Genomic DNA, 12,006 nt, shown 5'->3' on the forward strand with positions numbered 1-12,006 from the left:
GACCACGCCAGTGGCCCGCCCCCGGCAGGACAGCGCCCTGGCAGCGGGCCACCCGGGGGGCGAGCGCCGAAGCAACAACGGCAGCACCAAGCACCACGCACCTGCTCCACCACGCCACGACCCCCGACCACCCACACCCGTCCCCAGCCCCGCTAACCCTCCGTCAGGACCAGCCGGACGCCGAAGCGGTGGTAGCCGGCCCGGTCGAAGGCGGCGGCCATCGGGGCGTTGTCGGCGTCGGTGTCGGCGGCGATGCGCTCGGCGCCCCGGGCGGCGTGGAAGCGGGTGATCTCGCCGAGCAGCTCGTCCGCGTAGCCGCGTCCGCGCATCGGCGGGAGCACCCCGAGGTAGCCGACCACCGGGCCCGCCTGGTTGGCGGACGGCATCGCGAAGCCGACCGGCTCTCCCCCGGGGGTGTGGGCGGTCAGCCACCAGGAGCGGTCACCCGGCATCCGGAGGTAGCCGTCCAGGGTCTCCCTGGCCTGCCCCTCCGCGCCGAGCCGGGCCAGCCCGCGCCGGGTGTCGTCGTCGATCGAGCCCTCGGCCGTCCGCCGGAAGAGCTCGACGAACACCTCGTCGTCGGGCTCGGCACTGAAGACCAGCCGCCCGCTCGCAGTCGGCACCGGCCGGCCCGGCGTCCACTCGTACCGGTAGCGCTCCAGCTGCCCGCGCAACCCGCTGGCGACGGCCGCCGCCAGCCGCCACTCCAGGGCGGCCGTGACGGCCGGGTCGGCACGCCAGTCGGGGGCCAGGAAGAGGTGCCACTCGGGCAGTTCCCAGCCGGCGGTGCGGAAGGCGCCGTGGGCGGCGGTCAGCAGCCCGGCGGCCAGGGCCACCCGGTCGTCGACCCCGGGGGCGGTCCAGACGCAGTCGAGGGCGAGCGGGCGGTCACCCTCGGGGAAGGTCCACCAGACCGCGCGGGCCAGCAGGCGGCCGTCCGCGTCCTCGGCGATCCAGGTGTGTTCGGCGCGGTAGGCGCCGCTGTCGAGCATGCTGCGGTAGCGCTCGGGGTCGGCCCAGGAGACGGGCTCGTCGACGGTGCAGGAGAGCACCCGGTCGAGGTCGGCCGGGGTGGTGGGACGGAAGGTCGGAACGGAACGCACGCTGCCTCCGGGCAGTCAGGAGGCGCTTCCGCTGCGGCCGCTCGCTAGCGGGCCGTACGGGAAGGAAGCGCCGGGGGGACGTGGGTGTGCATCGCGGTGCCTCCTTCCTCCGCCCGTGGCGGACCTGGCGCCGGGTGCGCCATCGTCGTGCAGGCTACCCGGCGCCGGTCCTGACGGTCCATCGGTTTTCCCGGCCGGCCCGCCGTTCCGGCGGGCACGGCGTGCGGCGGGGGCGCTACTCGGCGGGACGGTCCCCGTGGCCCGCGTGCAGGCCGCCGCCGCTGCCCTGGCTGCCGGAGGTGTTCTCCGGGGCGACCGGGGCGGTCAGCGAGGAGAGGTCCCAGGCGTAGGTGCCGACCGCGTTGGCGATCACGTCGATGTTCCGGTCGAACGCCTTGCGGTCCAGGTTGGACAGGTTGTCGCAGGCCTGGTGGTAGCACTTGTCGTAGGCGACCCCGGCGGTGCCGCCGTACCTGGCGGCCTGGGCGGCGGTCTTGACGCCCTCGGCGCCGGTGAAGGTGCCGCCGGCCGGGATGCCCGCCTCGATGAACGGGCCGTAGTCGGAGCGGCCGGTGAAGTCGGTGCCCTCGTGCGGCCACTGGCGCTTGTCCAGATAGCCGTTGATCAGCCGCTCGATCTGGGCCGATCCGGCCGGGCCGGGCCCCTCGCCGACGTGGTCGGAGTCGTCGCCGTCGTAGACGAACTGGGCCGCGTTGGGCGAGGCGATCATGTCGAAGTTCAGATAGAGCTTCACCTTCGCCCGGTCCGCCTCGGAGAGCGAGGCGACGTACGCCTCCGAGCCGACCAGGCCGAACTCCTCCGCCGACCACCAGGCGAACCGCACCTTGTTCTTCACCGGACGGTCCGACAGGCTGCGGGCCACCTCCAGGATGCCCGCCGAGCCGGAGCCGTTGTCGTTGATGCCCGGACCGTCCAGCACCGAGTCCAGGTGGGCGCCGACCATCACGGTCTGGGCCGGGTCGCCGCCCCTGGTCTCGGCGATCACGTTCCAGGTCTTCCGCTTCTCGACCAGGGTCTTCACGTCCAGGTTCACCGTGACCGGGCCGGCCGCCGCCTTGGCCGCCAGCGCCTCGCCCGCCGCCTGGGTCACCCCGCCGACCGGCACCTTGCCAGCCGCCGGGTCGCCCAGGGTGCCGTTCAGCTCGCCGGTGGTGTTGTTGTAGATCACCGCGCCGACCGCACCGGCCGTCGCCGCGGCGGCCTGCTTGATCGCGAAGCTGCAGCCGCCGCGCTTGATCAGCGCGATCTTCCCGGTGAACGCACCCGCAGGGAAGTCCTCCGGCTCGCAGCCGGTGGTGGCGTCCACCGCCACCACCGCCAGCGCCGCGGTGACCCCGCCCGCCGGGCCGCTGGGCGAGTAGGTCATCGCGATCAGCGGCACGTCCTCCGCCACCGGGGTGAGCACCTTGAGCTTCTCCGTCAGGGTCTGCTCGAAGGTGTACTCGAACTCCTGCTTGGAGACCTTCAGCCCGGCCTCCCTGGCCTGCCGGGCCACGTACTCGGCCGAGGCCGCGTGACCGGCCGAACCGGCCACCCGGGTCCCGCCGTTGCGGTCCGCGATCCGCTGGAACTGCTCCAGGGTCCGGAAGGCGTCCTTGCCACTGCTCTGCTCGACCAGCTTGGCCGCCAGTTGGGCCGCCTTCCTGGCCGGGTCGGGGCCGTGGCCGCCGCCGTGGGCGGCGGCGCCGGTGGCCCCGACCAGCAGGACGGGCGTGGTCAGGGCGGCCACAGCCAGGGAGGCCAGGGCGGCGCGACGGGTCCTCATGTTCACGGGCGAATCCTCCGACGGTTCGTCAGCAACATCTCAGGAACGGGGTGCTGGAGACCGTAGCGACCCGCCCGTCCGGTGAACACCGAACGCACCGAAACGGTCCGTTCCCCTCCGCTTGCCGCCCGCTCCGGTCAGGACGCCACCGCGACCGTCCGGCCGACGCCCTCCGCCCGCTCCGCCAGACCGAGCATGCAGTGCGCCACGTCGGCCCGCGACACGGAGGTGCCGCCGCGCACGTTCCGGTCCAGCGCGGTCCGGTAACGACCGGTCAGCGGACGGTCCGTCAGCCGGGGCGGCCGGACCACCGTCCAGTCCAGCCCGCTGGCCCGCACCGCGTCCTCCATCCGGGCCAGGTCCGCGTACCGCGCGCGCAGCACCGCCTTCACCAGCGGCGCCAGCAGCAGCCTGGTCGGCAGGTCGTCCCCCGGGTCGTGCCTCGGCGGATGCGGCCGGTCCGGCGAGGGCACCGTGCCGATCGGCCCCGCGCTCACCACCAGCAGCCGCCGCACCCCCTCGGCGCGCATCGCCCCCGCGATCGCCCGGGTGCCGCGCTCGGCCACCCCGATGTCCCCCTTCCCCCGGGCCCCCAGGGCCGACAGCACCACCTCCGCCCCGGCCACCGCCGCCCGCAGCTCCGCGCCGGGCGCCGCCAGGTCCACCCGCACCGCCCGCGCCCCGCTGCCGGCCAGCCCTTCCGGACGGCGCACCGCCGCCGTGACCTCGTGCCCCGCCGCGACGGCCTGCTCCATCAGCAACCGCCCGATGCCGCCGGTGGCGGCGAATACCGTGATCCGCATGACTCTTCCCGCTCCCTCGGTCGATGCCCTTCTCACCGCATCGACGTACCGGGCGCGGGAAGTGTGACCGGCCCTCCCCGATCGGCGCCTCCCCGATTGCCGCCTCCCCGACCACCGCCTCCCCGACTACCGCTTCGCGTAGTCCGCGTAGCCCTGCCAGTCCAGGAAGACGCACGGCCGGTCACCGACCACCCAGGCGTCGTGCCCCGGCTCGATCACCACCACGTCACCCGGACCGATGTCGGTCTCGGCACCGTCGTCCATCCGGATGTGCATCCGGCCCGAGACGCAGTACCCCACGTGCGAGGAGAGGCAGCTGTCCGTCCCGGCGATCGGCTTCACGTGCTCCGACCACCGCCACCCCGGCTCGAAGGTCCCCTGCCCCACCTGGGCGCCGCCCACGTCCACCAGGTCCAGCCGCCCCTTGTCCGCCTCGAACGGGCGGCTCTCGTCGGCCTCGTCGAATCTCTTCCTGAGCAGAGCAGCCATCACGGCCTCCCTCGACCGGCCGCCCACCGGGCCTGACCGCCCGCCGGGCGGACTCCTGCCTCCACCGTACGCCCGGTGGTCACCCCCGACGAGGCGTCAGAGTCGGCTCACCAGGGCTCCCAACGCACCGTCGGGCAGGGCGGCGAGGACGGCCGACGGGACGAGGAGCAGGGCAGCGCTCGACCGCCAGTAACCGCGCACCCGCAGCCGCAGAAGCCTGCGGATCAGCAGGTTGACCGGCCACCAGAGGAGCAGCAGGGCCCCGAGGACGATGACCAGGCCGGCCACCCAGGGCAGCGGACCGTCGTCCTCGTTCGGGTCCCGGGATCCGATGCCGATCCAGACCAGCGGGAAGTTCCGGAAGAACAGCACCAGCAGGAGGAAGGGGACGACGGCCGGGACGCCCATCACCAGGTTGGCCAGGACCGGCACGGCCCAGGCGGCCGGGTGCGGTCGTCGGTCGGGGGGCGGGTCAGTGGTCATCGTCCTCGCTCCGGCAAACGAGAAGTCCCGCCCAGGTGAACCCTGGACGGGACTTGTTGGTGGAGCTGAGGGGATTCGAACCCCTGACCCCCTCGATGCGAACGAGGTGCGCTACCGGACTGCGCCACAGCCCCAACGAGAAGAAACTCTAGCACCTCTTCGAGGGGGCTCGTGACCACCCCTCACCTGGCTACTCGTTCGCGGCCCGGGGCCGGGCGGCCCGGTCCGGATGGGCGGCCGGCTCGGGGCGGGGCTCGGCGTACTGGTCGAAGAGCGGGGTGTTGGCGCGGCCGGAGTCCCAGGCGGTGGCCCGGGGGTCCAGGCCGGGGGTGGTGCGGGGGGCGACCGGGGCGGTGACGTAGGTGGGGAGCGGGACGGGGACGGGCTCCCAGGAGTCGGGGCCGGCCGGGGCGCGGTCCCGCATGCCGTCCACCCACTCCTCGTGGTCGGTGGCCTCGACCAGGGCGGAGTCGGTGGTGGCCAGCCGCAGGTGCGGGCGGCCGTCCTCCCGGACGGGCCGGGCGGCCTGACGGTCCGTCGGGGCCGCGGGCTCGGCCGGAGCGGGCTCCGGAGCCGGAGCCGGCATCCGGGAGGCGGCCCGGGTGTGCTCGCGCTCGTGCAGCCGCTCGGCGGCGTTCGCCGCCCGGGCACGGTCGAGCTTGACCTCGTAGCGCTGGCGCTCCAGTCGGCGCAGGTGGCCGATGTAGCCGGTCAGCAGCAGCGCGGGCACGGCGGGGATCCAGAGGAACGCCACGCCGAGCACGGCGGCGGCGACCGCACCGGCCGCGAAGGCCAGGAAGAGGGTGGTGACCATCCGCCGGCGGCGGGCCAGCAACCGGGCCCGGCGCTCGACCGAACCGCGCGCGGCCTCGCGCGACGGAGCGGACGGGACCGCGGACGGGACGGCGGGGGAAGGCGGAGTCGGGGCTGCGCCGGCGGGGTCGGCCGCCGCGCGCGGCTCGGCGGGATCGCCGGACCGACCGGTGTCTCCGGCGACGGGTTCCTCACCGTCGTCGGACCCGGAGGTCTCCTCGCCGAGTGCCTTGGATGCCCGCCGCTCCATGGCCGACCGTCCGGCTAGCAGGCGGATCGCGGTACTGAAGCGTTCCGTCGGACGGGCCTCGTTGAGTTCGTCCTGCCTGCGGAGCCACATCGGCACCAGATAGGCGGCCCAGGCTCCTACGATGACCGCGTAGATAAGGCCGCTACTGCTCACGTTTCACACGGTACGGGCGCGGGGGAAGGCCCGGCAGCAATTTGGCGCGGCGTGTCGTGCGGTCAAGCTGATTCTCCGACTATTTTGCCGGTATTTGTGACCACTCGCCCCGAGCGCGATGCCATATCGATATCAATTATCGAACACACATTCAATTATCGCGCGTGCCCTGGCCCCTGACCCACCGCCAGCGGTTCAGCATGCCTTCCGGGACTTCGTCGGCGGTCAGTGCGTACACCAGGTGGTCCCGCCAGTCGCCGTCGATGTGGAGGTAGCGCGGTCGCATTCCCTCCTCCCGGAATCCGAGCTTCTCGGCGACCCGGCGGCTCGGCCGGTTCTCCGGCCGGATGCAGACCTCGATCCGGTGCAGCCCCAGCCCGGTGAAGCAGTGGTCCACGGCCAGCGCGACGGCAGTCGGCATGATGCCCCGCCCGGCCACCGATTCGTCCACCCAGTAGCCGACGTTGGCCGAGCACATCGAGCCCCAGGTGATCCCGCCCACCGTCAACTGGCCGACCAGGCGGCCCCGGTGGAGCACCACGAAGGGCAGCATCCGACCGGCCGCCGCCTCGTGCCGCAGGTAGCGGGCCATCTGCCGGAAGGTCGGCCGGGCCGAGGCCGGGCGGGCCGGGCCGGCCGGCGGCACGGTGGCCTCCCAGCGGCGCAGCCAGTCCCGGTTGCGCTGGCTGAGCTCCTGCCAGGCCCGCTGGTCGCGGACCCGGATCGGGCGCAACGCGACCTCGCCCTCCAGGAGTTCGACCTGCCAGGAGGTGTTCAGGAGGTGCTCCCCTCATCAGCGGCGGCGGGCCCGGCACCGGCGGGGCCCGCGTCGGCCGGGCCGTCGGCCGGGCGGGGGTGGTCCCCGCCGCCGAGCTGGTCCACCGCGTGCGGGAGCAGCGGCGTCAGCACGGCGAGACCGTCCTTGACGCCCCCGGTGGAGCCCGGCAGGTTGACGATCAGGGTACGTCCGGCCAGCCCGGCCAGCCCCCGGGACAGCGCCGAGGTGGGCACCTTCTCCCGACCGTACGCCCGGATGGCCTCGGCGATGCCCGGGATCTGACGGTCGATCACCCGGGCGGTCATCTCCGGGGTGAGGTCCATCGGCGAGATGCCGGTGCCGCCGGTGGTCACCACCACGTCGTAACCGGCCGCCACGGCCGCCCGCAGCGCGGCCTCCACCGGCTCGCCGTCCGGCACCACCTGCGGGCCGTCCACCGCGAAGCCCATCGCCCGCAGGCCCTCGGCGACCGCCGGGCCGCCCCGGTCCTCGTACACTCCGGCGGAGGCCCGGTTGGAGACGGTGACCGCGAGCGCCCTCACTCGGACACCGCCCAGTCCCCGCTCTTGCCACCGGTCTTGGAGAGCACCCGGACGGCCTCGATGCTCGCGCCCTTGTCCACCGCCTTGACCATGTCGATCACGGTCAGCCCGGCCACCGCGACGGCGGTCAGCGCCTCCATCTCGACGCCGGTCCGGTCGGCGGTCCGCACGGTGGCGGTGATCTCCACCGCGTCGTCGGCCACCGTCAGGTCCACGGTGACGCCGGAGATGGCGATCGGGTGGCAGAGCGGGATCAGCTCGGGGGTCTTCTTGGCCCCCATGATCCCGGCGATCCGGGCCACCGCCAGGGCGTCGCCCTTGGGCACGCCGGCGCCGCGCAGCAGCGCGACCACCTCGGGGGCGACCCTGACCCGCCCGGCCGCGACGGCGGTGCGGACGGTGGTGGCCTTCTCCGAGACGTCCACCATCCGGGCGGCGCCGGTCTCGTCGACGTGGGTCAGGCGGGCTGTGCTGGGCGTTTCGGACACGGGAACTCCACGGTGGCGCAGGCGAATACCGCGCTACCGTACAGCCCGCCGGGGCTCAATCCGTGAGCAGGACCACGTCCACGCCGGAGCCGGCCGCCAGCTCGGTGACCTCCTCCGGGACGGTGATCAGGCAGTTCGCCCGGGCCAGCGCACCGACCAGGTGCGAGCCCTCGCCGCCGACCGGGGCCACCGTGCCGTCCGGGGAGTACCAGCCGCGCAGGTACTGCCGCCGTCCGGCGGGCGAGCGCAGGTCGGCCGTGGTGCGGGCCGGCGCCACCGGGCGGTGCACGTCGGCGGCGCCGAGCATGGTGCGGATCACCGGACGGACGAAGAGCTCGAAGGAGATGTACGCCGAGACCGGGTTCCCCGGCAGGGCGAGCAGCGGGGTGCCCTGGAGCCGGCCGAAGCCCTGCGGCTTGCCGGGCTGCATCCGGAGCTTGCGGAAGTCCATCTCGCCGTACTCGGCGAAGACCTCCTTGACCACGTCGTACGCGCCCACGCTGACCCCGCCGGAGGTGACGATCAGGTCGGCCCGGCCGAGCTGGTCCTCCAGCACCGAGCGGAGCACCGAGGCGTCGTCGGGGACCCCGCCGACGCGGTAGGCGATGGCACCGGCCGCCTGGGCGGCGGCGGTCAGGGTGAAGCTGTTGGAGTCCGAGATCCGGCCGGGGCCGACCGGCTCGCCGGGCGGCACCAGCTCGCTGCCGGTGGAGAGCACCACCACCCGGGGGCGCGGCACCGCGCGGACGGTGGCCCGGCCGATGGCGGCCAGCAGACCGAGCTGGGTCGGGCCGAGCAGGGCGCCCGCCTCCAGCACCTTCTCGCCGGCCGGCAGGTCGCTGCCCCGGCGGCGGACGTGCGCACCCGCGTCGACCGGGCGGAACACCCGGACCTCCTCGGGCCCTTCGGGGGCGGCGGTCATCGCCTCGGCGGGGGCGCCGCTGCCGGTGCCGCCGTCGGTCCACTCGGCCGGGGCGACCGCCTCGGCACCGGGCGGCATCGGGGCGCCGGTCATGATCCGGGCCGCCTGACCCGGGCTCACCTTCGGGAGCTCAGCGGCCCCGGCGGCGATCTCGCCGACCACCGGGAGGACCGAGGGGTACCGCTCGGTGGCGCCCTGGGTGTCGGCGGTGCGGACGGCGTAGCCGTCCATCGAGCTGTTGTCGAAGGGCGGCAGGTCGACCCCGGACACCACGTCCTCGGCCAGCCGGCAGCCCTGGGCGTCGAGCAGCTGGAGCTCGATCGCCGGGAGCGGGCCGACACCTGACAGCACGTCGGCCAGGTGCTCGGCCACGCTCCACGTGCGCGGCGGTGCCGGGACCTCTTCGCAGCAGGAATCAGCAGTGGTCCCGGTCATCGCCATCACTCGCCCTCTTCTGGTCAGTCCTGCATCTCGGCGCCGACGAAGTCCTTCAGCCAGGTACGGAACTCCGGGCCCAGGTCCTCACGCTCGCACGCCAGTCGGACGATAGCGCGCAGGTAGTCGGCGCGGTCACCGGTGTCGTAGCGGCGGCCCTTGAACAGCACGCCGTGCACCGGACCGCCGTCGGTCTCGTCGCGGGCGGCCAGCGTGCGCAGCGCGTCGGTCAGCTGGATCTCGCCGCCACGGCCGGGCTCGGTCTCGCGCAGCACGTCGAAGACGGCCGGGTCGAGGATGTAACGGCCGATCACGGCGTAGTTCGACGGGGCGTCGGCGGTGTCCGGCTTCTCCACCAGGTCGGTGATCCGGAAGACGTCCTCGCCGAAGCCGTTGGCCTTGACGGCCGCGCAGCCGTAGAGGTGGATCTGCTCCGGCTCGACCTCCATCAGGGCCACCACCGAGCCGCCCAGCTCCTGCTGGACCTCGATCATGCGGGCCAGCAGCGGGTCGCGCGGGTCGATCAGGTCATCACCGAGCAGGACCGCGAACGGCTGACCGGCCACGTGCTGCTCGGCCACCGAGACGGCGTGGCCGAGGCCCTTCGGGTCGCCCTGGCGGACGTAGTGCATGTTGGCCAGCTGGACGGACTCCTGCACGCGGCGCAGCTTGTCCTGGTCGCCCTTGCGGGCGAGCAGCTCCTCCAGCTCGTAGGCGCGGTCGAAGTGGTCCTCGAGGGCGCGCTTGTTCCGGCCGGTGACCATCAGTATGTCGGAGAGGCCGGCGGCGGCGGCCTCCTCCACCACGTACTGGATCGCGGGCTTGTCAACGACCGGCAGCATCTCCTTCGGGGTGGCCTTGGTCGCGGGGAGGAAGCGGGTCCCCAGCCCGGCCGCGGGCACCACGGCCTTGGTCACGGGCATGCGGGCGTTCGTCGTCATGTGTCAGACCTTATCGGGGCGGAAATCCGCCACACTGAGAGCTGGGTGAACCGATCGTGAACTGCCGATCCGTCAGGAAGCGGACTCGGCGGCGGAGACCGGAGTCTGGACAGCACCGGCCGCGGTGAGGGTGACCTGGCCGGTACAGGGCGACAGAGTACCGGGGTTTTGTTGCAGGTCGGTGCGCTGAGTATCGACGGGCTCACTCCCGATGCCCTCCCCCTGCACCGGGCGCCGGCGGTCGCCGTGCCCGTCCGGGCCCGCTCCGGCGGGCCGCTCGCGCTGCTCCGCAGGGTGCTCGATCGGGTGCTCGGCCGGGTGCTCGGTCGGGTGCTCCGGCGCCCGGTCCGGCCCCTGGTCGAGCCCGTGGTCGAGCCCGTGGTCCGGCGCCCGGTCGGTCCGGTGTCCTTCCCCTTGTACCGCCCGCGGTACGGCCGGGCGCCCGTCCCGGCCGGGCTCCCCGGTCAGGCCGCGCCAGCAGTCGCCGCCCGCTTCCCGGGCCACCGCCAGCGCCCGGTCCGCCGCCCGCAGCAGCAGCGCCGCGTGCGCGCCGTCCTCCGGCAGCACCGCGATGCCGACCGCCGCCGTCAGCCCGTTCCCGCTGACCGGACGCCGGGGGGCCGGGCCGGCCGGGGACCAGTCCAGCAGCTGGTGGCGGCGGACCGTCCAGCAGAGCCGCTCGGCCACGTGCGCCGCACCCTCCGGGCCGGTGTCCGGCAGCACCACCAGGAACTCCTCGCCGCCGTACCGGCCGAGGGTGTCCGAGCGGCGGATCTCCACGCTCAGCCGCTGCGCCAGATCGCGCAGCACCGCGTTCCCCCGGCCCCGCCCGTGCTCGGCCACCACCGCGTCGAAGCCGGCGATCTCCAGCATCAGCAGCGCCAGCGGGCGCAGCGGTGCCCCCGGCTCGACCCGGCGGGCCCTCTCCACCTCACGGTCCAGGGTGAGTTGGAGGTGCCGGTAGTTCCACACCCCGGTGAGCGGATCGCAGGAGGCGGTGCGCTGGAGCGCGTCCCGCTCGGCGGTCAGCTCGGCCAGCCGCTCCCGCAGCTCCGCCTCCCTCGCCTCGGCGGCGGCGGCCGACCGGCGCAGCCGACCACCCGTCAGCACGGCGGCGCCCAGCGCGGGCAGGCTGAGCCCGGCCAGCGCCTGGAGGAGCAACGGGGTCGACATCCGGGGCCTTCCACGTGTCAGGCTCTCTGCACCCGGCGGGGATCGCGCCGACCGGGCCGGAGCGGACCAGGGAGTATCCCGTGCACAACGACAAGGCCGGGCTGAGGACACGGCTGCTCGCCGAACGGCGGGCGCTCACCCCCGAGCAGCGGGCGCACACCGCCGCCGCGCTCGCCGCGCACGCCGGAGCGCTGGCCCGGCCCGGCGCGACCGTGGCGGCCTACGTCTCGGTCGGCGGCGAACCCGGCACCCGCCCGCTGCTGGACGCCCTGCGGACGGCCGGCGTCCGGGTGCTGCTGCCCGTCCTGCTGTCCGACAACGACCTGGACTGGGCCGAGTACACCGGCCCCGACGCGCTCGCTCCGGCGGCCCGCGGCCTGCTGGAGCCGACCGGCCCCCGGCTCGGCCCGGACGCGGTGGCCACCGCCGCGCTGGTCCTGCTGCCGGGCCTGGCGGTCGACCGACGGGGCGTCAGGCTCGGCCGCGGCGGCGGCTCCTACGACCGCGTGCTGGCCCGCCTGGCCCGCCTCGGTGCCTCCCCGGTGCTGGCCACCCTGCTGCACGAGCCGGAGCTGCTGCCCGAGGTCCCCGCCGAACCGCACGACCTCCCGGTCCACGCCGCCGTCACCCCGGCGGGCGTCCACTGGTTCTCCCCGGCCGGGCGGCCCTGACCCCGGCCGACGCGCCCCCCGGGGGGCGGGGCCGCAGGGGCACGACGGACTGCCCGCAGGACGGCCCTCCCGGGCAGGCATCCGAGCCGGCCGGAGGACGCCGGTCCCGGTCCGGGCCGCCGCCGGAGTGCCGGGAGCACGCACGGCCCCCCGGTGCGCGGCGCTGCGGGCCGACG

The 12,006-nt window shown here is 74.7% G+C and carries 13 protein-coding genes and 1 tRNA gene; 1 reads left to right on the forward strand and 13 read right to left on the reverse strand.

The genetic code is table 11. The features are described from left to right. Window positions 1–152: 152 nt before the first annotated feature. The 13 genes from ACIRBX_RS28730 to ACIRBX_RS28790 all read right to left on the reverse strand — a co-directional run bounded on the left by ACIRBX_RS28730 (window position 153) and on the right by ACIRBX_RS28790 (window position 11,159). A complete protein-coding gene (locus ACIRBX_RS28730; RefSeq protein WP_402300989.1) occupies window positions 153–1,103 on the reverse strand; it encodes a GNAT family N-acetyltransferase in 951 nt (316 codons plus the stop codon). 235 nt (window positions 1,104–1,338) lie between these two features. Beyond that, complete coding sequence (locus ACIRBX_RS28735) at window positions 1,339–2,889, reverse strand: M28 family metallopeptidase (RefSeq protein WP_402300990.1); 1,551 nt, start codon at window positions 2,887–2,889, stop codon at window positions 1,339–1,341. Window positions 2,890–3,026: 137 nt separating this feature from the next. Then, window positions 3,027–3,692: an NAD(P)-dependent oxidoreductase gene (locus tag ACIRBX_RS28740; RefSeq protein WP_402300992.1), complete on the reverse strand. Its 666-nt coding sequence runs from the start codon at window positions 3,690–3,692 to the stop codon at window positions 3,027–3,029. 126 nt (window positions 3,693–3,818) lie between these two features. Then, entirely contained in the window at window positions 3,819–4,181 is a 363-nt protein-coding gene (locus ACIRBX_RS28745; RefSeq protein ID WP_402300994.1) for a cupin domain-containing protein, read from the reverse strand. Window positions 4,182–4,277: 96 nt separating this feature from the next. Then, complete coding sequence (locus tag ACIRBX_RS28750) at window positions 4,278–4,664, reverse strand: hypothetical protein (RefSeq protein ID WP_402300996.1); 387 nt, start codon at window positions 4,662–4,664, stop codon at window positions 4,278–4,280. A 57-nt stretch (window positions 4,665–4,721) separates the two neighbouring features. After that, window positions 4,722–4,798, reverse strand: a tRNA-Ala gene (locus ACIRBX_RS28755). Window positions 4,799–4,854: 56 nt separating this feature from the next. Next, window positions 4,855–5,880 carry a gephyrin-like molybdotransferase receptor GlpR gene (gene glpR, locus ACIRBX_RS28760; protein ID WP_402300998.1) on the reverse strand — a complete coding sequence of 342 codons (1,026 nt, stop codon included), beginning with the start codon at window positions 5,878–5,880 and terminating at the stop codon, window positions 4,855–4,857. A 151-nt stretch (window positions 5,881–6,031) separates the two neighbouring features. Next, complete coding sequence (locus tag ACIRBX_RS28765; RefSeq protein WP_402301000.1) at window positions 6,032–6,613, reverse strand: GNAT family N-acetyltransferase; 582 nt, start codon at window positions 6,611–6,613, stop codon at window positions 6,032–6,034. 41 nt (window positions 6,614–6,654) lie between these two features. Continuing rightward, complete coding sequence (locus ACIRBX_RS28770) at window positions 6,655–7,200, reverse strand: molybdenum cofactor biosynthesis protein B (protein ID WP_402301002.1); 546 nt, start codon at window positions 7,198–7,200, stop codon at window positions 6,655–6,657. Further along, a complete protein-coding gene (moaC, locus tag ACIRBX_RS28775; protein ID WP_402301240.1) occupies window positions 7,197–7,628 on the reverse strand; it encodes a cyclic pyranopterin monophosphate synthase MoaC in 432 nt (143 codons plus the stop codon). Before moaC ends, ACIRBX_RS28770 begins: the two co-directional genes overlap by 4 nt. 115 nt (window positions 7,629–7,743) lie before the next feature. Then, window positions 7,744–9,045 carry a gephyrin-like molybdotransferase Glp gene (glp, locus tag ACIRBX_RS28780; protein WP_402301243.1) on the reverse strand — a complete coding sequence of 434 codons (1,302 nt, stop codon included), beginning with the start codon at window positions 9,043–9,045 and terminating at the stop codon, window positions 7,744–7,746. 23 nt (window positions 9,046–9,068) lie between these two features. Beyond that, on the reverse strand, window positions 9,069–9,986 hold the full coding sequence (galU, locus tag ACIRBX_RS28785; protein WP_402301004.1) for a UTP--glucose-1-phosphate uridylyltransferase GalU: 918 nt from the start codon (window positions 9,984–9,986) through the stop codon (window positions 9,069–9,071). A 72-nt stretch (window positions 9,987–10,058) separates the two neighbouring features. Next, on the reverse strand, window positions 10,059–11,159 hold the full coding sequence (locus ACIRBX_RS28790) for a GGDEF domain-containing protein (RefSeq protein WP_402301006.1): 1,101 nt from the start codon (window positions 11,157–11,159) through the stop codon (window positions 10,059–10,061). Window positions 11,160–11,239: 80 nt separating this feature from the next. Between ACIRBX_RS28790 and ACIRBX_RS28795 the strand changes: the two genes are divergently transcribed. Then, window positions 11,240–11,830 carry a 5-formyltetrahydrofolate cyclo-ligase gene (locus tag ACIRBX_RS28795; protein WP_402301008.1) on the forward strand — a complete coding sequence of 197 codons (591 nt, stop codon included), beginning with the start codon at window positions 11,240–11,242 and terminating at the stop codon, window positions 11,828–11,830. The last annotated feature ends 176 nt before the right edge of the window (window positions 11,831–12,006 follow it).

This window comes from Kitasatospora sp. NPDC096147 (genome assembly GCF_044763225.1).
In the GTDB taxonomy this organism is placed as follows: Bacteria; Actinomycetota; Actinomycetes; order Streptomycetales; family Streptomycetaceae; genus Kitasatospora.